This is a genomic window from Micromonospora sp. NPDC051925 (assembly GCF_044548625.1).
In the GTDB taxonomy this organism is placed as follows: domain Bacteria; phylum Actinomycetota; class Actinomycetes; order Mycobacteriales; family Micromonosporaceae; genus Micromonospora.
In genome coordinates, this window is sequence record NZ_JBIUCH010000001.1 from 240,939 (window position 1) to 266,275 (window position 25,337).

General features: G+C 72.5%; 21 protein-coding genes. 3 read left to right on the forward strand and 18 right to left on the reverse strand.

Going from position 1 to position 25,337, the window contains the following annotated elements; translation table 11 throughout:
- Positions 1-7 precede the first annotated feature (7 nt).
- The 16 genes from ACIG87_RS01045 to ACIG87_RS01120 form a co-directional block, all read right to left on the reverse strand.
- On the reverse strand, positions 8-1,471 hold the full coding sequence (locus tag ACIG87_RS01045; protein WP_396846938.1) for a dihydroorotase family protein: 1,464 nt from the start codon (positions 1,469-1,471) through the stop codon (positions 8-10).
- Positions 1,468-2,934, reverse strand: a complete 1,467-nt coding sequence (locus ACIG87_RS01050; protein ID WP_396846939.1) for an MmgE/PrpD family protein — start codon at positions 2,932-2,934, stop codon at positions 1,468-1,470. The genes ACIG87_RS01045 and ACIG87_RS01050 overlap by 4 nt, the downstream gene beginning before the upstream one ends.
- Entirely contained in the window at positions 2,927-3,766 is an 840-nt protein-coding gene (locus ACIG87_RS01055; RefSeq protein ID WP_396846941.1) for a cyclase family protein, read from the reverse strand. Before ACIG87_RS01055 ends, ACIG87_RS01050 begins: the two co-directional genes overlap by 8 nt.
- Positions 3,767-3,800: 34 nt before the next feature.
- A complete protein-coding gene (locus ACIG87_RS01060) occupies positions 3,801-4,985 on the reverse strand; it encodes a CaiB/BaiF CoA transferase family protein (RefSeq protein ID WP_396847580.1) in 1,185 nt (394 codons plus the stop codon).
- Positions 4,986-5,053: 68 nt separating this feature from the next.
- Positions 5,054-5,890 (reverse strand): IclR family transcriptional regulator, encoded by an 837-nt coding sequence (locus tag ACIG87_RS01065; protein ID WP_396846943.1) that lies wholly within the window; start codon positions 5,888-5,890, stop codon positions 5,054-5,056.
- 45 nt (positions 5,891-5,935) lie between these two features.
- On the reverse strand, positions 5,936-6,925 hold the full coding sequence (locus ACIG87_RS01070) for an EamA family transporter (RefSeq protein ID WP_396846945.1): 990 nt from the start codon (positions 6,923-6,925) through the stop codon (positions 5,936-5,938).
- A 48-nt stretch (positions 6,926-6,973) separates the two neighbouring features.
- A complete protein-coding gene (locus ACIG87_RS01075) occupies positions 6,974-7,792 on the reverse strand; it encodes an alpha/beta fold hydrolase (RefSeq protein WP_396846947.1) in 819 nt (272 codons plus the stop codon).
- Positions 7,789-9,150, reverse strand: coding sequence for a M20/M25/M40 family metallo-hydrolase (locus ACIG87_RS01080; protein ID WP_396846948.1), 1,362 nt, complete (start codon positions 9,148-9,150; stop codon positions 7,789-7,791). Before ACIG87_RS01080 ends, ACIG87_RS01075 begins: the two co-directional genes overlap by 4 nt.
- A 22-nt stretch (positions 9,151-9,172) precedes the next feature.
- Positions 9,173-9,925 (reverse strand): SDR family NAD(P)-dependent oxidoreductase, encoded by a 753-nt coding sequence (locus ACIG87_RS01085; protein ID WP_396846950.1) that lies wholly within the window; start codon positions 9,923-9,925, stop codon positions 9,173-9,175.
- Positions 9,922-10,776, reverse strand: coding sequence for an ABC transporter permease (locus tag ACIG87_RS01090; protein ID WP_396846952.1), 855 nt, complete (start codon positions 10,774-10,776; stop codon positions 9,922-9,924). The genes ACIG87_RS01085 and ACIG87_RS01090 overlap by 4 nt, the downstream gene beginning before the upstream one ends.
- A 12-nt stretch (positions 10,777-10,788) precedes the next feature.
- Complete coding sequence (locus ACIG87_RS01095; RefSeq protein WP_396846954.1) at positions 10,789-11,613, reverse strand: ABC transporter ATP-binding protein; 825 nt, start codon at positions 11,611-11,613, stop codon at positions 10,789-10,791.
- Between the two features lie 25 nt (positions 11,614-11,638).
- Positions 11,639-12,751 (reverse strand): ABC transporter substrate-binding protein, encoded by a 1,113-nt coding sequence (locus ACIG87_RS01100; protein WP_396846956.1) that lies wholly within the window; start codon positions 12,749-12,751, stop codon positions 11,639-11,641.
- 148 nt (positions 12,752-12,899) lie between these two features.
- Complete coding sequence (locus tag ACIG87_RS01105; RefSeq protein WP_396846958.1) at positions 12,900-13,289, reverse strand: nuclear transport factor 2 family protein; 390 nt, start codon at positions 13,287-13,289, stop codon at positions 12,900-12,902.
- Positions 13,289-13,600 carry a hypothetical protein gene (locus ACIG87_RS01110; protein WP_396846960.1) on the reverse strand — a complete coding sequence of 104 codons (312 nt, stop codon included), beginning with the start codon at positions 13,598-13,600 and terminating at the stop codon, positions 13,289-13,291. Before ACIG87_RS01110 ends, ACIG87_RS01105 begins: the two co-directional genes overlap by 1 nt.
- On the reverse strand, positions 13,600-14,676 hold the full coding sequence (locus ACIG87_RS01115) for a class I SAM-dependent methyltransferase (RefSeq protein ID WP_396846962.1): 1,077 nt from the start codon (positions 14,674-14,676) through the stop codon (positions 13,600-13,602). The genes ACIG87_RS01110 and ACIG87_RS01115 overlap by 1 nt, the downstream gene beginning before the upstream one ends.
- 92 nt (positions 14,677-14,768) lie before the next feature.
- Positions 14,769-16,784 (reverse strand): FAD-dependent oxidoreductase, encoded by a 2,016-nt coding sequence (locus ACIG87_RS01120; protein WP_396846964.1) that lies wholly within the window; start codon positions 16,782-16,784, stop codon positions 14,769-14,771.
- 406 nt (positions 16,785-17,190) lie between these two features.
- On the opposite strand from ACIG87_RS01120, the gene ACIG87_RS01125 reads away from it, so the two are divergent.
- Both ACIG87_RS01125 and ACIG87_RS01130 read left to right on the forward strand, forming a co-directional pair.
- Entirely contained in the window at positions 17,191-18,660 is a 1,470-nt protein-coding gene (locus ACIG87_RS01125; protein ID WP_396846966.1) for an RICIN domain-containing protein, read from the forward strand.
- A gap of 172 nt (positions 18,661-18,832) precedes the next feature.
- Complete coding sequence (locus ACIG87_RS01130; protein WP_396846968.1) at positions 18,833-19,960, forward strand: helix-turn-helix domain-containing protein; 1,128 nt, start codon at positions 18,833-18,835, stop codon at positions 19,958-19,960.
- Positions 19,961-19,963: 3 nt separating this feature from the next.
- Here the strand turns inward: ACIG87_RS01130 and ACIG87_RS01135 are convergent, their stop codons facing one another.
- Both ACIG87_RS01135 and ACIG87_RS01140 read right to left on the reverse strand, forming a co-directional pair.
- The gene (locus tag ACIG87_RS01135; RefSeq protein WP_396846969.1) at positions 19,964-22,204 is read right to left on the reverse strand and encodes an ATP-binding protein; all 2,241 of its coding nucleotides are present in this window, start codon (positions 22,202-22,204) and stop codon (positions 19,964-19,966) included.
- Positions 22,205-22,444: 240 nt separating this feature from the next.
- Complete coding sequence (locus ACIG87_RS01140) at positions 22,445-23,917, reverse strand: arabinofuranosidase catalytic domain-containing protein (RefSeq protein ID WP_396846971.1); 1,473 nt, start codon at positions 23,915-23,917, stop codon at positions 22,445-22,447.
- Positions 23,918-24,273: 356 nt separating this feature from the next.
- Between ACIG87_RS01140 and ACIG87_RS01145 the strand changes: the two genes are divergently transcribed.
- Positions 24,274-25,287, forward strand: coding sequence for a LacI family DNA-binding transcriptional regulator (locus ACIG87_RS01145; protein WP_396846973.1), 1,014 nt, complete (start codon positions 24,274-24,276; stop codon positions 25,285-25,287).
- Positions 25,288-25,337: the final 50 nt, after the last annotated feature.

Below are 25,337 nucleotides of genomic sequence, written 5' to 3' on the forward strand. Positions count from 1 at the left end.
GTGCCCACTACCGGGCGGTCCGGGCCACGTAGCGGCCCTGCGGGTCGCCGGTGACCTTGCCGTCGACGAGGACGTGCGCGCCCCGGACGAAGGTGTCGGTGACCCGGGCGGTCAGGTCGAAGCCCTCGAACGGCGTGTACTCCTGCGTCGACTCGGAGTCCTCGGCGCGGACGGTCCAGGCGCTGTCCGGGTCGACCAGGCACAGGTCGGCGTCGTAGCCCTCGGCGATCGCGCCCTTACCGGCCAGGCCGAACCGCCGGGCCGGGTTCCACGAGGTCAGCGCCGCCACCTGGGACAGCGGCAGGCCGCGCCGCCGCCCCTCGGTCAGCAGACCGGGCAGCAGGTACTCGGCCCCGCCGAAACCCGACTTGGCCAGGAAGACGTCGTCGCGCGGCTGGCCGAACTTGACCTCGTCCCTACAGCAGGCGTGGTCGCTGACCACCCAGTCGACCCGGCCGTCGAGCAGGTGCCCCCAGAGCGCCTCGACGTCCTCGCGGGGCCGCAGCGGCGGGTTCACCTTGCCGCCGAGGCCGTGCGCGGTGGTGATGTCGGCCAGCAGGTGCCCGATGGTGACCTCCCGGCGGAAGTCGATGTGCGGGAACGCCTCGGCCATCCGCAGCGCGGCGTCGAGCGCCTTGGCCGAGGACAGGTGCAGCAGGTTGACGTTCGGCAGTCCGGTCTCGTGGGCCAGGTACGAGGCGATCGAGACCGCCAACCCCTCGGAGTGCGGCGGCCGGGAGGCGTGGTAAGCCTCCAGGCCCGTCAGCCTGCCCTCCCGTTCCACCTGCCGGGTGTAGGCGCTCATGATCTCGGCGGTCTCGCAGTGCAGGGACAACGAGATCTGCGCCGCCAGGTCGGGGAAGCGTTCCCGGGCGGCCTGCACGCCGCGCATCACGAACTCGAAGTGGGCGTAGTCGTAGCGCTCGTCGGCGGGGATCATCAGGAAGGAGTTCTGGTCGGCCGAACGGCCGTGCAGGCCGTGCCCGCCGTAGAACATGAAGATCTTGAACGAGGTCACCCCGAACCGCTGCACCAGCTCGGGGATCTCCGCGATGTGCTCGCGCATCATCGGGGCGAGGTGGAAGCCGTAGTCGATGTACGACCGGCCGTCGCACGCGGCCAGCACCTCGGGGAAGAAGTCGGCGTACCGGCCGCCCTTGTTGAGGTAGTACTGCCCGGTACGCATGTACGTCAGCGCCGTGGTGACCCCACCCTGGGCCGACGCCCGGCTCTCCGAGGCGGTGTCCTCGCCGAGCGGGTGGTAGATCCCCCAGTGCTGGTGGGCGTCGACGACGCCGGGGAAGGCCAGCCGGCCCTGCCCGTCGAGCACGGTGCCGGCCTGCCCCACCTCGATCCCCGGGGCGACCCGGCTGATCCGGCCGTCGGTGATCGCCACGTCCACCGGCTCGGCGTCGGGCCGGTCGTGCCGGACCACCCGGACGTTGCGCAGCAGCAGGTCGAAGGAACTCATGCTCTCACTCCTCGGGGTGTGTCGTGGATGGCGACGGTGGTGGCCGGTTCCGGTCCCGCCGCCGCGAGCAGACCGGTCAGCCGCCGTACGTCGGGGGCCCGGTCCAACCGGCCGATCTCCTGCTCGACCGATGCGGCGACGTCGTCGGGCAGCCGGCCGGCGACGTTGTGCCGGAACTTCACGGCCAACTCCGCACGGGACAACGGGCGCTGCGGTCCGCCCCGGTTGGTCAACACCTCCTCGGTCCACTCCCGACCGTCGTGGGTGACCACCCGCAGCACGGCCGGGAACTGGTCGGGGAAGATCCGGTCGCAGCGCTCGTCGGGCACCACCTCGACCCGGTCCATCACCGCCCGGCGGGACGCCTCGACCGCGAGGGCGTCGGTGAAGTCCTCCGGGCCGACGCCCAGCACGCCGCCGCCGTGCAACCCCGCCGCCACCGCGTAGGGGCCGCTGAACTGCGCCTCGTAGCCGGTGCCGGGGCGGCGCTTGCGCGCGATGGGCTGGCCGATCGTGCGGATGACCGGGGTGGGCACGCCGAGGGTCACCGTCGCCACGTCCTGTGGCGTCACGCCCCGCGCCCGCAGGGCCAGGGCCGCGTCGATGGCGGCGTGGGTGAAGTGGTTCGCCGGGTACGGCTTGAAGAAGATGTCCGGCACCGCCCAGTCGACGCCCAGTCCGTCGACGATCTCCGACGGGTCGTACTCGCCGCGCAGGAACGCCTCGAAGAAGCCGAAGCGCCCCTCCAGCACCGTCGGCGGGCCGCTGATGCCGTACCGGGCCAGGCTGGCGGCGGTCACCGCGGAGTGCGCCGCCCAACCGCAGTGGATCCGCTTGACCGTGCCGCCGGTGCGGTTGGCCTCGATCAACCCGGCGGCCATCGAGGCGGCCACCCCGAGCGCGTCGAGGGTCCGCTCGGCATCCAGCCCGAGCAGCCGGGCGGCGGCGACCGCGCCCCCGAGGGTGCCGCAGATCGAGGTGGCGTGCTGGCCGTGTTCGAAGAAGACCGAGTTGCCGGCGGAACGGTCGTAGCCGGCCATCCCGAGCCGTACGCAGACCTCCAGGCCGACCGCGATGGCGGCCACCGTCTCCCGGCCGGAGGCACCGGTCAGCTCGGCGGTGGCCAGCGCGGCGGGCACCACCGACGCGCTCGGGTGCAGCACCGACGGCAGGTGGGTGTCGTCGTAGTCGAGGGAGTGCGCCAGCACCCCGTTGGCGAAGGCGGCCAACGCGGCGGGCACCGGCGCGGGCAGCCCGACCGCCCGCGCCTGACCCCGACCTCCCTGCTCCCAGACGTAGTCCAGGGCGGCCCGGCTGGTCGGCAGCTCGACCGCGGCGACGCAGAGCCCGACGACGTCGAGCACCCGGTTGCGGACGCTGTCGACCACCTCGGCGGGGAGGGTGGCGGCGGGGGTCTCGGCGGCGAAGACGGCGAGCTGCCGGCCGAGGGTCGGTTCAGCCACGGCCGACCACCGCCAGCGGCCGGACCGGGGAACCGGTGGCGCCGTACAGGGCGAGCGGGGCCATCACGAAGGTGAACTCGTACACCCCGTCGCGGGCGATCTCCTCCAGCGCCATCGTCTCGATCAGGTAGATGCCGTGCTCGACCAGCAGCACCCGGTGCGCCGGCAGGGAGGAGTGCCCCTGGCCGGGACGCAGGCACTCGAAGGCGATGGTGTCCGCGCCGGCCGCGTGCACCCCGGCGGCGGCCAGCCACCGCGCGCCCGCCGTGCTGATGCCGGGCACGCCGGACTCGCGGCCGACGTACCGGCCCCGGTCCTCGTCGTCGAAGTGCCGGCCCCACCCGCTGCGGATCAGCACCACGTCGCCGGCACCGACCGGGGTGCCCTGGCGGCGCACGGCGGCGTCGAGGTCGGCCGGGGTGATCTCGTAGCCGGCCGGGCAGTCCGGCAGGTCGAGCGCGGCGGGCACGTCGAGCAGGACACCACGGCGCACCATCGGCGCGACGGTGTGCACGCCCAGCTCGGTGAACCGCCCACCGGCCTGGGCGGCGGCGGCGTCCGCCCCGCCGTGCAGCCGGCCGTCGTGGGAGACGTGGGCGAGCGCGTCGACGTGGGTGCCGACATGGGTTCCCATCACCAGCAGGTCGTTGGCGGCGGAGCCACCGTCGGCGCGGACCATGTCACCGTGCCGGCGGGGCATGCTCAGCCAGAACGGCGGGTGGTTCGGTGACTGCGGCATGCCGATCGAGAGCTGCCGGCCGAGGTCGTAGATCTCTACGCCGGCGCGGACGGCGTCGAGCAGCCGGTCGGCGTGTCGGGCGGTGGTCGTCACGGTTCCTCACGTTTCAACGGTTACGGCCAGGTCGTCAGGCGACGATGTGGCGGGCTCGGAGGTCGGCGAGTTCGGCCGGGTCACAGCCGAGCTCGTCGACCAGCAGGGAGTCGGTGTCGGCGCCGAGGGGGCGGCCGGTGAAGCGGATCCGTCCCGGGGTGCCGGTCATCCGCCACATCACGTTGTGCATCCGCATCGGTCCCAGGTCCGGGTCGTCGACGGTGGTCACCATGTCGGTGGCCCGGACGTGCGGGTCCTCGACGATGTCGCGGGCGTCGTAGACCGGGGCGACGGCCGCGCCGGCCTCGGTGAACGCCCGGGTGACCTGCTCGCGGGTGCGCGCGGCGATCCACCCGCCGACGTACGCGTCGAGCTCGTCGGCGTGCCCGGCGCGGCCGGCCCCGGTGCGGAACCACGGCTCGTCGATCACCTCGGGGTGCCCGACCAGCCGCAGCACCCGTTCGGCGATCGCCTGGGCGCTGGTGGACACCGCGACCCACGCCCCGTCGCTGGTGCGGTACGTGTTGCGGGGCGCGTTGTTGACCGACCGGTTGCCGTTGCGCTGCTCCACGACGCCGAGCTGGTCGTAGACGGTGGGGCCGGGGCCGACGGCGGTCATGATCGGCTCCAGCAGGCTCATGTCGATGACCTGCCCGGTGCCGCCGGTGCGGTCCCGGTGCCACAGCGCCATCAGCACCGCCGACGAGGCGGCGATCCCGCAGATGCTGTCGGCCAGCCCGAACGCCGGTAGCGAGGGTGGCCCGTCGGCGGTGCCGGTGAGGTGGGCGAAGCCGCTCATCGCCTCGGCGAGGGTGCCGAAGCCGGCCCGCGCGGCGTACGGGCCGGTCTGCCCGAAGCCGGTGATCCGGGCGATCACCAGGCCCGGGTTGACCCGGTGCAGTTCCTGCGGGCCGACCCCCCAGCGCTCCAGCGTGCCGGGTCGGAAGTTCTCCACCAGCACGTCGGCACGGGCGGCGAGCCGCAGCAACAGGGCAGCGCCCTCCGGGGCGGACAGACTCAGCCCGACGGTGCGCTTGTTGCGGGAGATCTCCTTCCACCACAGCGGATGGCCGTCCCTGGACCTGCCGTGCCCGCGCATGCTGTCCCCGGCGGTCGGGTGCTCGATCTTGACCACCTCGGCGCCGAAGTCACCGAGGATCTGGCAGCACAGCGGACCGGCCAGGATGGTCGAGACGTCCAGCACCCGCAGGCCGGCCAGCGGCCCGTCACCGGCCGGGCCGGTACCGTCGGGCGGGCCGGCGTCGGCGCGGCGTGCGTCGGGCGGTGTCACGGTGTCCCCTCTCCCCCGGCCGGCGGGCCGGGCGGTGGCGTCGGCGGGCGGAAGCCGAGTTCGGCGGAGATCTCCCCGGCGGCGGCGGCCACGAGTGCCCCGTGCGCGGCGCGGACCTGCGCCGTGAACCGGTCCTGCGGCCCGCACAGCGAGATGGAGCCGAAGACCTGGCCGGTGCCGTACCGGATCGCGGCGGCGACGCTGCCCGCCCCGTTCTGCCGCTCGCCGAGGCTCACCGCGTACCCCTGCCGGCGGATGCGGACGAGCTCGGCACGCAGCGTGTCCGGGTCGGTGATCGTCGACGGGGTGACCCGGTCCAGCGGCTGCCCGAGGTACTCGTCGAGCTCGACGGCCGGCAGCGCCGCCAGGATCGCCTTCGACGACGACCCCGAGTGCAGCGGGTGGCTGGTGCCCAGGGAGACCGACATGCGTACCTCGTGCGGGGAGAGCACCTGGTCGATGTAGACCCTGATCCAGCCCTGCCGCACCGACAGGGTGGCGGTCTCCCCGGTGCCCCGGACCAGCCGGACGAGGTGCCGGCGGGCGATCTCCGGCACGTCCAGCGCCCGTAGCGCCGCCAGGCCCACCGCGAGCGCCCCGGTGCCCAGCCGGTACCGCTTCGTCTCCTCGTTGAAGCTGAGGAAGTCGTCGGCCACCAGCTCCTTGAGGATGCGGTAGGCGACCGCCTTGGGCAGCCCCAGTTCCCGGGCGATGGTGGACACGCCGAGGGTCTCCGGCGCGCGGGTGGCGATGATGTTGATGACGTCGAGCGCCCGCCCGAGACCGGAGCGGACCCGTCTGTCGTCACCGGCGATGACGGGGGTGGTGGTCATGTCAGTCCTCACTGTCGACGTACGCGGGGTGGGCAGGGCCGCCGGTCAGGGTGGCGTCGCGGGGGTGCCCGGCGGCAATCCTCGCAACTGCCGATGTCGTTCCACGGCCACCACCACGGCCACCGAGGCGAGGACGACACCACCGGCGAGAACCTGCCGACCGGTCAGCCGTTCATCGAGCACCACCATTCCCAGCAGCACCGCGATCACCGGGTTCACGTAGGCGTACGTGGCGACCAGTTGCAGCGGGGCACGGCGCAGCAGCCAGGTGTAGACGCTGAACCCGACGACGGTGCAGACCAGCATCAGGTAGGTCCAGGCCACCCAGGACCGGGTGGTCACCTCGGCCGGTCGTAGCCCGCTCCACTCGCCGCCGACCAGGCCGGCGACCGCCACGGCGGCCCCACCGACCAGCATCTGCCAGCCGGTGCCGGCCAGGTGGTCCGCCGGCATCGGCAGCCGCTGCGCCAGGGTCGAGCCGAGCGCCCAGACCATCGTGGACGCGACGATCGTGGCCATACCCCCCAGGTGCAGCCCCTGGCCGGGGGCGACCAGCAACAACGCCAGCCCGGCCAGTCCGCCGAGGACCCCGGCGACGGCGGCCGGCCGGGGACGCTGGCCGGAGCCGAACCGGATCAGCAGCACCCACAGCGGCATCGCGGCGACCAGCAGGGAGGCCAGCCCGGAGGCGACGTACTGCTGGCCGACGGCGAGCAGGGCGCTGCCCGCGCCGACCATCAGGATTCCGCTGGCGGCCACCCCGGGCCACTGGGCCCGGGGCAGCCGGAGCCGGCGCGGGCCACGCCGAACCGCCACCACCGCGACGACCAGCGCCCCGGCGGCCAGGAACCGGCCGGCGGTGGACACCAGCGGGGGCAGGCTCTCCAGGGCGACCCGGTTGCCGAGGTAGGTGGACCCCCACAGCAGGTAGACCGCCGCCAGGCCGGCGGCCGTCGCGGCGGGGTCGCCGGGGCGGCCGGGCACCGCCGACGGCCGGGTGGCCACGGCGATCGGCTGCCGGTCAGCGCTGGCCATCGGCCCGGATCGGCACCGGGACGGCGGTGGCGGTGGCGGTGGGGCCGGTCACGGGTTCACCGCCTCGACGTCGAGCTGCGCGGCGACCGCGTCGGCGAACGCCTCGGGCTGCTCGTCGGCGACGAAGTCGGTGCCGCCGGGAATGGTGACCAGCGGCGCGTGCGGCAGTGCGGCGCGCACCGCCGGGGTCATCCGGTCCACCAGGTCGTCGGCGCCGTGCAGGAGCACCGTGGGCACCGCCGCCAGGGCGTCGGTGTCCAGCGCGTGGTCGAAGACCGCCCGGTAGGCGGTGGCGTAGTCCGGGCCGGTCATCAGGTACTCGGCGACCTGCCGGTCCGCCTCGTCGGGGGTGAGCCGGGGGTAGAGGCCGTACACCCGGTCCCAGACCACACGCAGGTGCGAGCCGTCGCGGTGCGGGTGGTAGCCGGGGGCGTAGCCGGCCTTCTTCTCGGCGCGCTCGGCCGGGTCGTAGAGCGGCAGGCCCTGCAGGACCAGCCGGCGCACCCGGTGCGGGGCCCGCAGCGCCGCCTCGGCGCCGATGACCGCGCCGGTGTGCTGCCCGAGCAGGTGCACCCGGTCCAGCCCGAGGGCGTCGGCGGTCTGCCACAGCGCGGTGGCGTACTCGGGGATCGACCACGGGTGCGGCGGCGGGTCGGACATCCCGAACCCGGGGGTGTCCACGGCGACGACGTACAGGCCGCGCGCCGCCAGCGGGGCGAGCGCCGCGTCGTAGGTGGCCGACGACAGGGGCGACTGGTGCACGATCAGCAGGGTGGGCCGGCCCGGCGTGCCGGCCAGGCGATAGTGGACCTGACCCCAGGGCAGGTCGACGTAGCCCCGGTGGGCCGTGCCACGGACCCGGCTCACGCGGTCACCGCCATGGCGGCCATGACCTCGATGACGTGTTTGATGCCGGCCCGGTAGTCGTCGAGCCGGATGTTCTCGTTCGGTCCGTCCACACCGGAGTCGGCGCGGGAGACGCCGACGCCGACGATAGGCCGGCCCGCCAGGGTGCCCTGGTTGCCGATCCACTGGGTGTACGGCTCGATCACCGGTTCGGTGCGGTAGACCCGCCGGGCGGCGTCGGCGACCAGGGCGACGAACGGATCCCGGTGGTCGGTGATGTTCGGTCGGCTGGTCGCCATCACCTCGACGTCCAGGTCCCCGAACCCGGTGGCGGTGAGGTGGTCCCGGACGGCTGCCAGCACCCGCTGCGGGTCCTGGCCGGGGACGAGCCGGATCTCCACCTTCGCCGTCGCGGTCGACGGGATGCCCAGGGTGACGTCGTCGCGCATGTCGCCACCGGCGATGCCGGCCACGGTGAGGGTGGGGACGGTACGGATCGCCACCGCCGCCTCCCGGTCGTCGAGGCCGCCGACGAAGGCGTCCACCTCGGCGCGTCCGCGCAGGAAGTCGCCGTCGAACTCCACCTCGGCGAGCAGGTCCCGCTCCTGGTCGGTCAGCGGGCGGACGTCGTCGGCGAAGCCGGGGACGGTGACCGTGCCGTCGGGGCGTTGCAGCCGGGCCAGGGCGGCGGCCAGCCGGGCGGTGGCCGCCGGCAGCAGGGCGGTGTTCTGGCTGGTCAGGTCGCGGGGCAGGGTGCGGGCGGTGAGCCGCAGGTAGAGCACGCCCTTCTCGGCCAGTTTGAGCAGCGGGCGGTCCCGCCCGTCGACCCAGGAGTTCTCCCACAGCGTGCCGTCGCTGGCGAGGCGGTCGGCGTGCGCGTCGACGAACGAGCCGAGGCCGGGACTGTGCAGCCACTTCTTGCCCTCGAAGATGAACCGGCTGGTGACCGGGGCGGGCAGGCCGGCCAGTCGCCAGGCGGCCACCGCGTGGATGCGGGACATCAGGGCGCCCTTGTCGTCGGCCACCCCCCGGGCGTAGAGCCGGCCGTCGTGGATCTCGGCGGCGTACGGCGGGCTGATCCAGTCGGCGTCGTCGCCGGCCGGCTCGACCTCCACGTCGTAGTGGGTGAAGTGCAGCAACGCCCGGTCCCCGCCGGGCATCTCGGCCAGCACGTACGGGTACGACTGCTCCCAGTCGATCAGGTCGGCGTGGCCGCCCCAACGGCGTACCGAGGCGGCGATGAACTCCGCCGTGGACAGCATCTGCTCCGGCTCCTGCCGGCGGCTGCGGATCCGGCAGAGCTGCTGCAACTCGGCCACGAACTCGTCGAAGTGGGCGTCCACCGCCGCGAGCGCGGCTGCGGTGTCGGGGTGTGCCATGGGGGTTCCTCCCGAGGGTGGTTCAGTGGATGGTGACGCCGCCGTCGACGAAGATGGTCTGGCCGGTGACCATGGCGGCGGCATCGCTGAGCAGGTAGGCGACCGCGTTGGCGACGTCGTCGGGCTCGGCCATCCGGCCCAGCGGGATGGTGGCCATCTTGTCGGCGAGATAGCCGGCGTCACCGCGTACGTCGGCGGTCATGTCGGTGGGCACGATGGTCGGTCCGACCGCGTTGACCCGGATCTGGTCCGGTGCCCATTCCAGCGCCAGGACCCGGGTCAGGTGCAGCACGCCGGCCTTGCTGACGCAGTAGCCGACGGTGTCGAGCACCGCGATGTGGCCGTTGGTGGAGCCGATGTTCACCACCGACCCGGCGGTGGCGCGCAGCGCCGGGTACGCCGCCTGGCACATCCGGAACGTGCCGGTCAGATTGACGTCGAGGACGGTGGTGAAGTCCTGCTCGCTCATCGTGGCGGCCGGGCCGCGCCGGACCACCCCGGCGTTGTTGACCAGCAGGTCCAGCCGGCCGTGCCGGTCGAGGACCCCGGCCACCAGGTCGGCGCAGGACGGGCCCGAGCGGACGTCCACCCGGTGCCGGCTGTGCGGGCCGTCCGGGGCCGGGAGGTCCCCGGTGTCGACCAGGTCGGCGCACGCCACGGTGGCCCCCCGGTCGGCCAGGGTGGCGGCGATGCGCGCGCCGATCCCCCGGGCCGCACCGGTCACCAGGGCCACCCGGCCGTCGAACCGGTTCGGGTCGTCGGTCGGGCGGCTCATGCGCCGATCACCTTGGTGTCCTCGGCCCAGAACGCGAGCCGGCGTTGCAGCAACCGGATCACGAAGTGCGCGAACAACCCCATCACCGACAGCACCACCAGCACCGCGAACATGCCGGCGATGTCGAAGTTGTAGTTGGTCTGCAGCAGCAGGTAGCCCAGGCCCTCCTTCGCGCCGATGAACTCACCGACCACCGCGCCGAGGATGGCGAACACGATGCCGATGTCGAGGCCGGCAAAGATGAACGGCAACGCGCTGGGCAGCCGGACCATCCGGAAGATCTGCGACCGGCTGGCGCCGAAGACGGTGAGCATCTGGATCCGGTCGGCGTCGGCGGCCCGCAGTCCCTCGATGACGTTGACCAGCATCGGGAAGAACGAGATGACCGCCGCCATCACCACCTTGCTGGTCAGGCCGAAGCCGAACCAGAGCACGAACAGCGGGGCGAGGGCGACCTTCGGCACGGTCTGGAACGCCACGATGTACGGCATCAGGGTGGCCTCGACGACCTTGACCTGGGAGATGAAGGTGCCGAGCAGGATCGCCGCGCCGACGCCGATGGCGAAGCCGAGCAGCGACTCCTGGGTGGTCACCCAGAAGTGCCCCCAGAACTGGTCGTCGGTGAGCTGCCGGTGCAGCGCCTCGGCGATCTGGGAGGGGCGGGGCAGCACGTACTCGTCGACGTCGAGCAGCTGGGTGCCGTACTCCCAGGCGAGGACGACCACGACGAAGACCGCCGGGACGAGCCAGAGCTGGGGACGGTCCCGCAGGTCGAACCGACGCCGCCGGGTCGGCTGCCGGTCCGGCGGGGCACCGGTGGACGGTGTGTTGCGCACTTCTGTCGTTGCCATCGCGGCACCTCGTCAGTCGATCACGCCGGAGGCGTGGAAGTGGCGGCGGATCCGGTCCACGTAGACCCCGGCCCGGTCGGAGGACATGACGCCCAGGTCGCGCGGGCGCTCCAGGTCGATGGGGAGGATCTCGGCGATCCGCCCGGGGCGGGGGCTGAGCACCACGACCCGGTCGGAGAGGAAGACCGCCTCGGGGATCGAGTGCGTCACCAGCACCACCGTCTGGTTGCTCTCCCGCCAGATCCGCAGCAGCTCGACGTTCATGTACTCGCGGGTCATCGCGTCGAGCGCGCCGAACGGCTCGTCCATCAGCAGCACGGCCGGGTCGTGCACCAGGGCGCGGCAGATGCCGGCCCGCTGCTGCATGCCGCCGCTGAGCTCGTGCGGGAACTTCCGCTCGAACCCGGTCAGGCCCACCATCTCCAACAGCTGCTGGGCGCGTTGCCGATGCCGGGCGGGATCCAGTTTCTGGATCTCCGCCGGCACCATGACGTTGTCGAAGATGGTGCGCCAGGGCAGCAGGGTGGGCGCCTGGAACACCATCCCGACCTCGCGGAGGGGCTTGACGACCTCGGTGCCGGCGATCCGTACCGTGCCGGCGGTCTTCGGACTCAGCCCGGCGAGGATCTTGAGCAGGGTGGTCTTGCCGCAACCCGACGGGCCGACGACCGAGATGAACTCGCCCCGGCGGACGGTCAGGTTGATGTCGCGCAGTGCCTGGGTCGGTGCCGACCGGCGGGGCTGGTACTGCTTGTCCAGCCCGGCGATCTCGATCCAGGAGTCCGCTGACACCGTGGCCGGCTGCTGCTCCCGGCGACCCGTCGCCTTGATGGCCATCGCGTTCCCTCCGCGTCCGCCCGCGCTACTGCGCGGGGTAGTTGGCGGCCTCGTCGAGCACCGCGGCCTTGTCGAACTGGTTGGCGCCGGAGAGCAGCCCCGGCTCCCACACGTCGCCCAGGGCGACGTCGCCGGTGATCTGGCCGGCCTCCTTGGTGTACGCCTGGGTCTTGGTCCACTCCTGGTCGCTGATCGCGCCCCAGTCACCGAACTGCTCCGGGGTGCCGGCGGCCGGGGTGGAGGTCTTCAGCCAGGCGGTGAGGCTCCGGGTGTCGGCGGGCAGCTGCGCCGCCGCGTCCTTGCCGGCGAGGATCTGCGGGAAGACCTTGTAGCCGATCCGCATGGCGGCCTCCGGGTTCTTCGCGGAGAAGAGCATCGCCTTGTACGCCGCCCGCAGGAACCGGGTGTAGACGTCCTTGTTCTCGTCGAGTTCGCGGGCGCCGACGGCGAAGCTCAGCGACCGGATGCCGTCGAACGCGTCGGGGTTGTCGAGGTACTTCAGCGTGGTGCCGGAGTTCTCGATCACCGCGTACGCCTGGGTGTAGAGCGCCAGCACGTCGACCTTGCCGTCCTTGAGCGCGGAGGCGGCCTGCGCGCCGACGCCGACGGGCAGCAGCTCGACGTCCTTGGCCGGGTCCAGGCCGGCCGCCGCGACGTACGCCCGCGCGTACGGGGCGGACCCGGAGGCCAGGCTGATCACGCCGATCTTCTTGCCCTTGAGGTCGGCCCCGCCGGTAAGCGTGCTGTCCGGCTTGACCGCCATCACCCAGGGCCAGTTCTGCACCAGCCCGCCGATGGCCTTGACCGGCACGTTCTTCTGCACCGCGCCGAGGATGGAGCCGGTGTCGGCGGCGGTGATGTCGCCGCTTCCCGAGGCGACCGCCTGGAGCGCGGCGACCGAACCGTCCGTGTTGATCGTCTCGACGGTCAGCTTCTCCTCGTCGAAGTAGCCCAGTTCCTTGGCCACCGCGTACACGGCGACCTCCTCCTTCGGGCCGATCACCGCCGAGGCGATGGCGAAGGTCAACTTCGCCGGTGCCCCCTGTTCGGTGCTCGACTCCCCACCGGAGCCCCCGCATCCGGCCAACGCCACCGCGGCGACCAGCGTCACCGGCAACAAACCCCACTTGTGCTTCATGTCGATACCTCGTCCTCGTTGTGTCAAGGCTGGTCAGCCGCGCGGGCCGGCGGCGGACGGGACGGATCGGTGCTGGTCTGCCGGCGGGTCGGGCCGGCATCGCCGCAGCGGGCGCGACGGGCGGTAGCGCCGACCAGGGATCGGTGGGTCAGCGGGACGGTTCCCGCCGCGCCATGGTGATGGCGAGATCGTTGTAGACGTGCTGCTCGACGATCAGTCCGTCGCGGAGCAGGAAGACGTCGGCGTAGCGGATCGCGTCGAACCCGGTGCCGTCGGGCCACTGCCCGTACAGGCGGCCCAGGGAGACCACCGAGACGGCGTCGCCGTCGGCGCCCACCAGGTAGCGGTCCCGGTGCTTGCGCACCCACCGGTAGCTGCCGGTCGCCCCGGCGACCAGCTCGTCGAGGCCGTGGTAGACCCGGCCGCCGGGGAAGACGATGCGGACCCCGGGCGCGAGCAGCCGGCCGGCCAGGTCCAGCTCGCGGTCCTCGCACAGTTGCAGGTACCGATCGACCAGTCGGGCCGGGTCGGTGCCCATCAGCCGGTCTTGCCGCTCAGGGCTGCCTCCCACTGGTCCCGCAGCGGGTGCTCGGCGGGGCCGTGTTCGGTCAGGATGCGCATCAGCCGGTGCAGCAGCTGGTCGCGGTCGCGGGCCAGGGCGAGTTGTTCGTCGTCGTCAGCGGTGAAGCCGTCGACGTCACCGGCGTCGAGCACGTCCCGGCGGACCAGCAGCTGTTCCAGCACGCGCAGCCGCTGCCGGCTGACGTGCAGCTCGGTGGAGAGTTGCAGCACCAGGTCGAGCAGTTTGCCGAACCGGGGGTCGCCGAAGTAGTCGAACTCGGTGCTCATCACGCCTCCGGCCTGGTCGCGGACAGCACGGCCCAGGGGAAGTGCCACTCGGCCCGGTCTCCCCAGCCCTCGGGCTGCATGCCGTTGCGGCGCTCGTCGAAGGGCGTCCAGCCGGCGTCGGTGAGGCCGGCCTCGGCGCAGATCGCCAGCAGGTCGGTACCGAACAGGGCGTGGAAGAACGGCTCGTTGTTGCGCTCGGCGTGCTCGTAGACGGTGGCGTCGCGCAGCGGGTCGCCGGTGAGTTGGAACTCCAGGAACCGCAGCGCGCCGCCCGGCTTGAGCAGCCGGGCCGCCTCCAGGATGGTCTCCCGGATGGCCGCTGCCGGCATCTCGTGCAGCACCATGGTGCCGGTGACCACGTCGCAGGAGGCGTCGGCGATGCCGGTGTCCCGGCCGTCGACCTGCCGGTAGTCCACGGCCAGGCCGGCCGCCTCGGACTCGGCGTGCGCCAGTCGCAGCCCGGGGGCGGCGAGGTCGAGCCCGATGACCTGGGCGCTCGGGTAGCGGCTCACCAGCGGTCGGGTGCTCTTGCCGAAGCCGCAGCCGATGTCGACGACCCGGGTCGCGGCGGGCAGCTCGGGCAGGGCGGTCTGGGTGAACAGCTGGTGGAACTTGTAGCCGTCGTTGTCGCGCAGCATCACGATCCGCGCGCCGAACTCGTAGACGTAGGCGGACATGTCGTCGGAGCAGAAGCCGCCCGGCTGGATGTGGATGTCGTAGTCGGTGTACCAGTCCGGCAGGGCCAGGTCGGGGTCGAGGGTGAGCGAGCCGACCGGCTGCGCGGGGACGGCGGTCAGTTGTCGGGTCAGCTCCGCGCGACGGTCCAGGACGGCGTCGCCGGCCGCCTTCCACAGCATCTTCTGCTGCACCCGTTCCAGGTGGCTGAACCAGGGATACAGGGGCAGGTCGCGCAGTGTCCGCCCGGCGTCGGCGATGGTGGTGGCCGGTGCACCGGTGGCGGCGTACTCCCTGGTCAGCGCCGGGTAGACGGTGTCCGCCCAGCGCTTGCGCAGGCCGAGGACGAAGTCCACGGCGGATCTTTCGTCCAGAGTCAGGCGGTCCTCGACGTCGAACATCGCTGGTCTCCTTGCGTCGCGTCCGGCTCCTCGGGGTGCGGAGCCGGCTCGAAGGGGGTACGCGGGCGGCGAACCGGGTCGCCGCCGCCGGGTCAGTAGGCGAGCGCCACCAGGGCGGCGGCGGGGGTGTCGTGGCGGCCGAGGAAGGCGCCGGCGAACCGGCCCTCGTAGACCGCTTCCAGGGTGGTCCGGGGGGCGTTGGCGTCGCCGACGAGATGGACCCGGGGTCCGCCGGGTGACGCGTCCAGTTGGCGGTACAGGGTGTCGTCGGCGGTCGGTGGGCCGGCGTCGACGACCGCCGTCACCTCGTCGATCCGAAGGTCCGGACCGGTGAGGGGGCCGGTCAGGGCAACGGCGGTGGCGCCCTCGGCGCGGACGGTCCGCAGTGGATGGGCCACCACGCCGAGGTCGGTGAAGCGGGTGAGCAGGGCCAGTCGTGAGTAGGTGGTGATCCGGGCGGCGACGCTGGCGGTCGGGGAGACCAGGTGCACCCGGGCGCCCTGACGGGCCAAGGCCTCGGCGACGGCGGAGGCGGCCCACGTCCCGTCCTCGTCGAGCACCACCCAGGTGCCGGTGGTCGGCCCGTCGAGGGCGGCGACCGCCTGCCAGAGGTCGAGCACGGGTGGCCCGGCGGGCAGTGGCCGGCGGCTCGGGCGGGATCCGGTCGCCACGACCACGTCGTGGTAGTCACCGGCGCGCACCTGCTCGACGGTGATCCGCCGGCCGAGCAGGACGTCGACTCCGGACGCCGCCACTTCGGCGGTGAGGTCCCGGGTGAGCAGGCCCAGCCGTTCCCGCCCGGGTACCCGGGCGGCGATGCCGACCTGGCCACCGAGGTCGTCGGCCGCCTCGGCGAGGGTCACCCGGTGACCGGCCCGCCGGGCGGCGACGGCTGCGGCCAGGCCGGCCGGGCCGCCACCGACGACGAGTACCCGTCGGGCCGACGCCGGTGGGTCCGGGCGTCGCCACGCCGCCGCCCACTCCCGTTCCGCGCCGACCTCGGGGTTGACCACGCAGGTGATCGGCAGGCTGGCCTCGACCCGGGCGATGCAGCCCTGGTTGCAGGCCAGGCAGGAGCGCGTCTCGTGGTGCCGGCCCTGCGCCGCCTTGCGGACCAGGTGCGGGTCGGCGATGTGCGGGCGGGCCAGCCCGACCAGGTCCGCCTCCCCCGCCGCGACCAGTTCGGCCGCCTCGGGCAGGCTGTCGAGCCGGCAGACCGCCAGCACGGGCAGGTCCGGGAACGCCTGCTTGAACCGGGCGGCGTGGTGCCGGAACGGCGCGTGCCCGAAGCTCATGTCGGCCATCTGGGTGGCCAGGGAGTAGCTGCCGTGGTAGGCGGAGTGGCTCACGTGGACGTAGGCCAGCGGGAAGTCCTCCCGGAGCCGGGCGACGATCTCCACCACCGCGTCCGGGTCCAGGCCGCCGGGGAGGAACTCGTCGGCGCTGATCCGCAGCCCGACCGGCAGGTCGGTGGCGGCCAGCACGGCGGTGAGCACCTCGCGGGTGAGCCGGAGCCGGTTGTCCAGGCTGCCGCCGTAGGAGTCGGCGCGCAGGTTGGTGTGCGGTGACAGGAACTGCTGGAGCAGGTGTCCGTGCCCGGCGTGCAGTTCCAGGCCGTCGAAGTCGGCCCGGCGCATCCGCCCGGCGGCGGCGGCGAACGCGGCGACCACCACGGCGATGTCGTGGCGACCCATCGCGTGCGGGACGTGCGCCCCGGTCGCCCAGGCGACCGGGGACGAGGACCAGGCGGCGGTACGGGTGGCGTCGCCGTTGGCCTGCCGGCCGGCGTGCATGATCTGCGCGAAGATGCGTGCGCCGTGCTGGTGTACGGCATCGGTGACCACCTGGTACGCCGGAATGCCGGTATCGGTGAAGCTGCCGAGGCTGATGCTGCGCCCGGCGCTGGTCGGGTGTACCCGGATCGCCTCGGTGATGATCAGGCCGACGCCACCACGGGCCCGCTCCGCGTGGTAGGCGGCGAGCCGGGGGGTGGGCTCGTTGTGCAGGCCGAAGTTGGTGGTGTGGCCCGGAACGAAGACCCGGTTGCGCAGCGGCACGGAGGCGAGGCGAACTGGCGTGAAGAGGGTCTGCAACGTCCCGTCGGCCATGCTCGGGCCTCCCGTCTGGACGTACCGGCCACCGGACCGAAAACCGTTCGGGTGGACCGTACGCCGTTCGAATGGAAGGAACGCTAGAGCCGCCACTCAGCCACCGTCAATGACTTACCAATCAGTAACTTAGCGGTAGACATGGCCTTGACCTGCTGTTTCCCTCAGCGGAACGGGTCATCACCCCAACGGCCCACCGCCCACCACCGACCACAACGACGTCGGCATCACCCGACACGACACCGGACAATCGACTCTCCGGACGAGCGGGCACCGCAATCTTGATCGACGCTCATCACATCGAAACATGTGCATGCACCGACGAGGCCGCTTATCGTGAGGGTCGAGAAAAGGGCCCGCGCGTCCCCCGCGGGCCGTTCACGCTTACCGCAAGAGGAGGCGGCCCATGCCTGCCGCGCCCCCACCCACCACCCTCCGACGGATCGTCCTCGCCCTGGCCGCCTGCGCGGCCCTGCTCGTCCCGGTCATCCTGACCGCCACCCCCGCCCAGGCCGCACCGGTCACCCTGCCCAACGGCACCCAGTTCACCGACGCGGCCGGTGCCGGCGTGCACGCCCACGGCGGCGGCATGATCAAGGTGGGCGGCTACTACTACTGGTTCGGTGAGAACCGCAACGACGACAGCACCTTCCGGTACGTCTCGGTCTACCGCTCGACCGACCTACGCACCTGGGAGTTCCGCAACAACGTGCTGACCCAGGCGTCCGCCGGTGAGTTGGCGGTGGCCAACATCGAACGGCCGAAGGTGATCTACAACGCCGGCACCGGCCAGTACGTGCTCTGGATGCACTGGGAGAACGGCGTCGACTACACCCAGGCCCGGGTCGCGGTGGCCACCTCCAGCACGGTCGACGGGAACTACCGCTACCTGGGCAGCTTCCGCCCGCTGGGCCACGACTCCCGGGACCTGACCGTGTTCCGTGACGACGACGGCAGCGCGTACCTGATCTCCGCCACCCGGAGCAACGCGGACCTGAACATCTACCGCCTCACCGCCGACTACACCGGGGTCGCCGGGCTGGTCCGGACGCTGTGGCCGGACAACTACCGGGAGGCCCCGGCGATGTTCAAACGCAACGGGGTCTACTTCCTGGTCACCTCGGGCGCCACCGGCTGGTCACCCAACCAGGCCCGGTACGCGACCGCGAGCGCCGTCACGGGCACCTGGACCGGGCCGACCGCCTTCGCCGACAGCATCACCTACGACTCCCAGCCGGCGTACGTGCTGCCGGTGCAGGGCAGCGCCGCCACCTCGTACCTCTACCTCGGCGACCGCTGGGCCGGGGCCTGGGGTGGGCCGGTCAACCAGTCGCGGTACGTCTGGCTGCCGTTGACCTTCCCGTCGGGCACCTCCCTGGCCATGAACTGGTCCCCGCAGGTGAGCATCGACACCGCCACCGGCGTCGTCGCCGGGGTCGGCGGCGGCTACGCCTACGAGTCGCTGCGCCCCCGGCACAGCGGCAAGTGCCTGGACGTGCTCGACCGGTCCACCGCCGATGCCGCCGGAGTCGCCCAGTACGGCTGCAACAACGGCAGCAACCAGCAGTGGCAGCTACGCGACCTGGGCTCCGGGTACCACCAGATCGTGGCCCGGCACAGCGACCGGTGCCTCACCGTGCCCGGCGGGTCCACCGCCGACAGCGTCCAGGTGCAGCAGTTCGCCTGCCAGTCCGGCCGCACCGACCAGCAGTGGCAGCTCGTCGACGTCGGCTCGGGCACCGTCCGGATCGTGGCCCGGCACAGTGGCCGCTGCCTCGACGTCGCCGGCTACTCCACCGCCGACGGCGCACGGGTGATCCAGTACGCCTGCGGCACCGGCACCAACCAGCAGTGGCAGCGGGTGGGGGTCTCCTGACCACGCCCGTCCGCTGTCCCCGCCTCCCGTAGGTCGGGACGGCGGACGGGCACCACCCCCTGCGCTCCGACACCCGTGACAATTGCGTGACGGGATCGTCACACCAGGTGCCGACCCGGCGGGTCTACTGGGCACGAAGACGGCCACCCGGTCGTCCTGGTGGGAGTGAGTGGTGCCGGACAGCGTGCAGGAGCAGGTCCACCGGCTGCGGTCGCTGCGGATCGCCGCCGGGCTGACCATCGAGGAACTCGCCGTCCGCTCCGGGGTGAGCCCACGGACGATCGGCGGGATCGAGCGGCACCGGATCCGCCGTCCGCACCACGCCACCCTGCGGGCGCTGGGCTCGGCCCTGGGCCTGGACATGGTGGACGCCGTCCGGCTCCACCCGGCGGGCGGGCAGGTCGCCGGGGTCACCGGGCTGCCCGGGGTGACACCACACTTCACCGGCCGGCGCGACGACCTCGCCTGGCTGACCGCGCACCTCGGACACCGCAGCGCGGCGGTGCAGCTGATCGGCCTGCCCGGGGTGGGCAAGACCGCGGTGGCCGTGCAGGCCGCCACCCTGCTGGCCGACCGGTTCCCCGACGGGGTGCGGTTCCTCGGCCCGGTCGGGGACGCCACCGCCGGCACGATCGCCCGACGGATGCTGCCGACCTGCGAGACGTCGACCGGGCCGGACACGACGGTTGTCCGGGCGTACCGGGACCTGGTCCGCCACCGGCGGATGCTGATCCTGCTGGACGGCGTCCGGGATCGTCGCCAGGTCGAGCCGCTGCTGCCGCCGGACGCCGCCGCCGTCACCCTGATCACCGGCGGGCAGCCGCTGGCGGGGCTGCCCGTGGCCGATCGACGGCTGGTGCCGCCGCTGCCGCCGGCCGACGCGCGGGCCGCGCTCACGGCGATGCTGGACGGCGCCGTCGCCGAACCGGCGGTTGCCGAGTTGGCCGGGTGCTGCGGCGGCCTGCCGCTGGCGCTCCGGGTGACCGCGAACCGGCTGCTGACCCGACCGCAGTGGACCGCGCAGTGGCTGATCGACCGGCTGACCCGCGCCGACCGGATCCTGGACGCGCTGGTCGCCGGCGACCTGTCGGTACGCGACGCGTTCGAGCGGGCGTACGCCGGACTGCCGGCGCGGGCCCGCCATGCGGTACGGCTGCTGCCCCGGCTGGCCGGCCCGCCCCCCGCCGGGGCGGGCTTCCTCGACCTGGCCGAACGGGGCTGGCTCACCGCGGGCCGGGACCACCGGTACGAGCCGCATCCACTGGTGCGCGCCTTCGCCCGCGTCGCGCCCGGCACCTGATCCTCAGCCCGGGTCGAGGTCGTCCCGGGAGAGGTCGGCGAGCAGCGCCCCGGCCCGCCGGGCCAGATCCGGGTCGTCGCACGCGTCGGCCAGCTCGATCGCCCGCACCAGGTACGCCGGGGCCTCCCGGGTCGCCCCCGTCCGCCGCAGGGCCTCGGCCAGCTCCACCGATGCCAGGGCCTCGATCGCCGGCATCGCGTTCTCGCGCAACCGGCGCACGGCCTCCCGGCGGATGGTGACGCACTCGGGCCACCGGCCGAGGGCGGCGAGATCGTAGCCGATCCGCTGACAGGTCAACGCGTCGGTGGAGGACCGAACGAAGGCCGAGATGGGATAGCTCGCGTCGCGGAGCAACAGTCGGGTCCGTTGGTGCACCCGCAGCGCCTCGGCGGGTCTACCGAGCGCCAACAGGGAGGCGCCGAGCGAGGCCATCGCCTGCGGCAACCCCTCCCAGTCGGCCGATCGGCGCAACAGCACCCAGGCCCGCTGCCGCTGCCGCAGCGCCGCCGGGTACTCGCCCAGTCCGGTGTGGCCACAGGCGGCGTACAGCAGGGCCCAGCCCTGCTGGGCCGGGTCGTCCGCGCTGATCGCCCGATCCAGCGCCCGCGCGGCGGTGGTCACGCTGCGGGTGAACTCGCGCTGACAGATCGCCTGCGCCCAGGCCAGGTAGTTGAGATGGACCGCCTCGGTGCGGGGGTCGCCCAGCCGGGCGGCGGACTCGGCGGACAACCGGAAGACCTCGGGCCAGAGGTCGAGGTGGACCCGGCTGTCGGAGAACCAGTGCAGCGCGTCGACCGTGTCGACCACCGGCTCGTGCAGGCCCAGGGCGGCGGCCGACCGCAGCGCCGCGAACCAGTTGGCCCGCTCGACGTCGAGCCATCCGGTCGCCGCCGCACGATCCCGGAACTCCGTCAGGGGTGCCGGCCCGTCCGGTTCGAAGTGCCGCCCGGCCGCGGTGGTCCGCGCCAGCCACCAACGCAGCAGGGCGGTCCGCAGCGGGCCGGTCGACTCCGGCTCCTCGGCGGCCATCCGGTCGGCGGCGAAGTCCCGCACCAGGTCGTGCAGCCCGTACCGGTCCGCCGGCACGGCGGCCACCAGACCGCTCTCGACCAGGGCTTCCAGCCGCCGCTCGGCGTCCTCGCCGGGGGCGTCGGTGATCACGGCGACCGGGTCCGGGCCGAAGTCCGGGCCCGGTATCAGGCACAGCCGCCGGAAGGTCCGTCGCAGGTCGGCTCCGAGCCGCCGGTACGACAGGCTGAGCGCGGTGTGGATGCCCGCTGCGCCGGCGTCGATGACCGCGAGCCGGTTCTGCTCGCCGGTGAACCGTCGGTTCAGCTCCAGCACGGACAGTCCCGGCTCGTCCGACAGCCGCTGCCCGGTGACGCGCAGGGCCAGCGGCATGTGACCGCAGTGTCGGGCCAGCTCGCGCAGCTCGTCCGGGTCGGCGGTGTCGCCCGGCCGGGCGATGGCCCGCAGCATCGCCGTGGACTCGTCATCCGGCAGCGGCTCCAGGGACAGCCACTGGGCGGTGTCCAGGCCGCTGAGCCGTCGCCGGCTGGTGAGGAGCACGAGGCTGCGCCCGGCCCCGGGCAGCAACGGCCGGGCCTGGGCCTCGTCGGCCGCGTTGTCCCACACCACCAGGGCCCGGCGTCGGCACAGCGCCGACCGGTACGCCGTCGCCCGCTCGTCCAGCCCGGCGGGAATCCGCTGTTCCGGCACACCGAACGCGCGCAGCAGCCGGTGCAGTGCCTCACCCGGCGCGGTCGGGACGTCGTCCATGCCGCGCAGATCGACGAAGAACCGGCCGTCGGGATACTCCGCCACCAGGTCCGCCGCGGCGCGCAAGGCCAGGCTGGTCTTGCCCACCCCGGCCGACCCGGTGACGACGACCACAGTGGCCTGCTGTCGGTCGTCCGACGGTCGACAGGCGAGGCCGCCGAGCGTCCGCAACGCCGCCACCCGGCCGGTGAAGTAGCGCGGTGGATCGGGCAGTTCGCATCCGGCCGGCCGGACGGACGTGGTCTCGAACAGTCGGCGACGCTCGTCGTCCGGCACGGCGAGGACGTCGAGCAGGACGCTCAGGGTGCGGCGCTGGGGACGGCGGACCCGGTCGCGTTCGATGTCGCTGATCGCCCGGACGCTGACCCCGCAGCGGTCGGCGAGCCCTTCGATCGACAGGCCCGCCGCAATACGGCAGGCCCGCAGGACGGAACCCAGTGACGGCCGTTCGGATGTGCTCGGCATCAACTCCACTGAGCACACACTCACAGATCGCGCCCCGGCACACCAGGCGTGAACCAGTGACTTACCGCACCGTTCAGATCACCGACCGTTCAGAACGGTAGGCAAGAATCGGTGTCGGCGCGCTGCCGATCGCCTGCTCCCGACGTGGTGCGATGCCCCGGCGCTGACGGGCGGGCATCGGCCGGGCCGCCCCCGTGGACCGTACGGGGACGGCCCGGCCGACTGGTTGTTGTGGGGTGGTCAGCTACGCGTGCTCCATTGTTGGTTCTGTTGGCCGTTGCAGGCCCAGAGGATGAGTTTGGTGCCGTTGGCGGTGGCGGCGTTGTTGGCGTCGAGGCAGAGTCCGGACTGGACGCCGGTGAGGGTGCCGTTGCTGTTGAGGTTCCACTGTTGGTTGGTGCCGCCGTTGCAGTCCCAGATGATCACCTGGGTGCCGTTGCTGGTGCCCTGGCCGTTGGCGTCGAGACACTTGTTGCCGTACACCTGCAACTGCTTGGAAGCGGTGTAGGTCCAACGCTGCGCGGTGCCGCCGGTGCAGTCCCAGAGCTGGGTCTGGGTGCCGTTGGTGGTGCTGCCGTTCGGCACGTCGACACACCGACCCGACTGGGCACCGACCAACTGGACACCCTGCTGCGGGTTACCGCCACCGGCCGGCGCGTAGCCGGCAGCCGCGATGTTCGCCTGCACCGCATCCTCGGTGGCCGCCGACGGGTAACCCGAGGTCAGCACACCTTCGTAGAAGGTGCCGCGACCGGAGACGCTGTTGTCGCCGCCGATGCCGAGCAGGATCGCGCCTTCCTTCTTCATCGGGTGGTAGCCGTTGGGACGCCGCCCGTCGAAGTAGGTCGTCAGACCACCCGACTGCCCGTTCCCACCCCGGATCGCCCAGTGGTTCGGCTCACCCTTGACCATGGCGGTCACGAAGCGGTGGTTGATGGACGCGATGTTGTTGTATCCCGCGTTCACCCCCGAGAACAGCCCCCACTCCAGGTCGGCCATGACCCAGGGGCCGGCGCCGGCACCGTAGCCCCACTGCTTGTTGGCGCCGAAGTAGACCGTCTCCATGATGGCCGGCGAATCCGCTTGGCCGTCCGTCTGGGCGTTGCCGTAGTCGAAGCAGCACCACTGGTTGTAGTGGGTGCCGTCGACGACGGCGTAGATGCCCTCGGGTTGGTCGCCGGTGGCGACGCCGTTGGTGTTGTTGTTGCGGTAGCCGGTGCCGGGCGCGACGTAGACGCCGTACGCCTTCTGACCGCCGACGGTGATCGGGGCCGCCTTCGCGTCGGCAAGGTTGTCCCAGCCGCCCGGAGCGGGACCGGGCCAGTAGCCGGGAGGTGCCTGGGTCAGGCGGTTGTTACGGCCGGACTGGTCGTAGAGAATCGTGATCACACAACTCGTGTTCGCACAGAACGAATCCTGCGTGGCGGCATTGACATAACCACCCGCACTCAACACCCCCACATCCCGAGTCGTATTATCCGACGTACGCCGAACCTGATACAACGGACCGTTGTACGCCCCATACAAAGCCCGAGTAGTACTATGCGCCGCCACACACGGCGTACCACCCGAAGCATAAATATCACACGGACCCGAACCAGCAGCCCGAGCCTCCGGCGCATTCGAAACCACATAACCGCCAGCACCGACAGCGAGGACCAACGAAACCCCCGCCGCCGCCATCAAGCGGCCCAACCTTCTCTTCACGTTCATCGAATCCCTTCCAGGTGCGGTGTGGGTGTGGTGCGGTGGTGGTGGGTGGAACCTGGCGCAGCCCTGCCCTGCGGACTCGCCCGTCCGGACGCCCGCCGAGGCACGGGACCGATCCGCCGACCGACTCCTTCCTGACGTCACACGTCACATCTTTACATTAATGTTTATCTATGCCTTGCGCTACCTTCGAGCCCACTCGACGCCACCTGCCGCCGCCGGAGGTCGGAGATCCCCGACAGCCCACGGGACGGCTGCGGAACCGTTCCAGGGCCAGTGCCGGGATCCGGGACGGCTATGCTCCTCCGGGAGGCACGGCGCGTCACCGCGTCGGTGCAGGAATCGGTTTGAGGGCGGGCATGAACATCGGGGAGATCGCCCGGCGGGCCGGGGTGTCCCGCAGCACCGTGTCGTACGTGTTGAGCGGGAAGCGGACCGTGTCGGAGGCGACCCGCCAGCGGATCCAGGCGGTCATCGACGAGCTGGGCTACCGGCCGAACGCCAGCGCCCGTGCGTTGAAGGAAGGGCGTACCCGCACCCTCGGGCTGGTGATTCCCCCGGCCAGCCAGCGACTGACCGACATGCAGTTGGGCTTCGTCGCCAGCGTCGTCGAGGCGGCGGCCCGGCACGACCTGGACGTGCTGCTGTCCCCGTCCGGCGGCGACCACGACCGGTCGTTCGAGCGCATCGTCACCGGGCGTCGGGTGGACGGTGTGGTGCTGATGGAGATCCGGTTGGCCGACGACCGGGTGACCCGGCTGGCCAAGGCGGGTCTGCCGTTCGTGACGATCGGCCGGACCGCCGAGCCGCACGGGATGAGCTGGATCGACATCGACTACGCCGCGCTGATCGCCCGCTGCGTGCACCACCTGGCCGATCTGGGGCACCGGCAGGTGGCCCTGGTGAACCGTTCCGCCGAGTTGGTCGCCGCGGGTTACGGTCCGAGCCACCGCGCCCTGGCCGGCTTCCGGGCGGCAGTCACCGAGCGGGGCCTGGTCGGTGTCGACGTCTGTTGCGGCGACGACACGACGTCGGGCGAGGCGTGCGTGGAGCAGCTGTTGGCGACGCATCCGGACGTCACGGCGGTGGCCACCATCAACGAGGCCGCGCTGCCCGGCATGCAGCGTGCGTTGACCGCCGCCGGACTGTCCGTGCCGGGTGACTTCTCCGTCACCGGGGTGGCCGCCCAGCACTGGGCGGAGGATTTCCGTCCACCGTTGACCGCTGCGGACGTGCCGATGGGGGAGATGGGGGCCGAGGCGGTGTCGCTGCTGCTGGAGCTCATCGCCGCGCCTGACGGCACGCCCCGCCATCGCCTCTACGCCCCGCCCATCTCGTTGCGCTCCAGCACCGGCCCGGTCCGGTCCCGCTGACCCCGTCGGCAGGTGCGGCGCAGGTCCGGCCGTCCGCGTTCCGGATTCCG

What these genes read in the sequence shown, in the direction of transcription:
- ACIG87_RS01100 (WP_396846956.1), bottom strand. Translation starts at nt 12,751, where the DNA reads ATGAAGCACAAGTGGGGTTTGTTGCCGGTGACGCTGGTCGCCGCGGTG.
- ACIG87_RS01095 (WP_396846954.1), bottom strand. Translation starts at nt 11,613, where the DNA reads ATGGCCATCAAGGCGACGGGTCGCCGGGAGCAGCAGCCGGCCACGGTG.
- ACIG87_RS01065 (WP_396846943.1), bottom strand. Translation starts at nt 5,890, where the DNA reads ATGACCACCACCCCCGTCATCGCCGGTGACGACAGACGGGTCCGCTCC.
- ACIG87_RS01090 (WP_396846952.1), bottom strand. Translation starts at nt 10,776, where the DNA reads ATGGCAACGACAGAAGTGCGCAACACACCGTCCACCGGTGCCCCGCCG.
- ACIG87_RS01085 (WP_396846950.1), bottom strand. Translation starts at nt 9,925, where the DNA reads ATGAGCCGCCCGACCGACGACCCGAACCGGTTCGACGGCCGGGTGGCC.
- ACIG87_RS01045 (WP_396846938.1), bottom strand. Translation starts at nt 1,471, where the DNA reads ATGAGTTCCTTCGACCTGCTGCTGCGCAACGTCCGGGTGGTCCGGCAC.
- ACIG87_RS01145 (WP_396846973.1), top strand. Translation starts at nt 24,274, where the DNA reads ATGAACATCGGGGAGATCGCCCGGCGGGCCGGGGTGTCCCGCAGCACC.
- ACIG87_RS01110 (WP_396846960.1), bottom strand. Translation starts at nt 13,600, where the DNA reads ATGAGCACCGAGTTCGACTACTTCGGCGACCCCCGGTTCGGCAAACTG.
- ACIG87_RS01070 (WP_396846945.1), bottom strand. Translation starts at nt 6,925, where the DNA reads ATGGCCAGCGCTGACCGGCAGCCGATCGCCGTGGCCACCCGGCCGTCG.
- ACIG87_RS01140 (WP_396846971.1), bottom strand. Translation starts at nt 23,917, where the DNA reads ATGAACGTGAAGAGAAGGTTGGGCCGCTTGATGGCGGCGGCGGGGGTT.
- ACIG87_RS01115 (WP_396846962.1), bottom strand. Translation starts at nt 14,676, where the DNA reads ATGTTCGACGTCGAGGACCGCCTGACTCTGGACGAAAGATCCGCCGTG.
- ACIG87_RS01135 (WP_396846969.1), bottom strand. Translation starts at nt 22,204, where the DNA reads ATGCCGAGCACATCCGAACGGCCGTCACTGGGTTCCGTCCTGCGGGCC.
- ACIG87_RS01080 (WP_396846948.1), bottom strand. Translation starts at nt 9,150, where the DNA reads ATGGCACACCCCGACACCGCAGCCGCGCTCGCGGCGGTGGACGCCCAC.
- ACIG87_RS01120 (WP_396846964.1), bottom strand. Translation starts at nt 16,784, where the DNA reads ATGGCCGACGGGACGTTGCAGACCCTCTTCACGCCAGTTCGCCTCGCC.
- ACIG87_RS01105 (WP_396846958.1), bottom strand. Translation starts at nt 13,289, where the DNA reads ATGGGCACCGACCCGGCCCGACTGGTCGATCGGTACCTGCAACTGTGC.
- ACIG87_RS01125 (WP_396846966.1), top strand. Translation starts at nt 17,191, where the DNA reads ATGCCTGCCGCGCCCCCACCCACCACCCTCCGACGGATCGTCCTCGCC.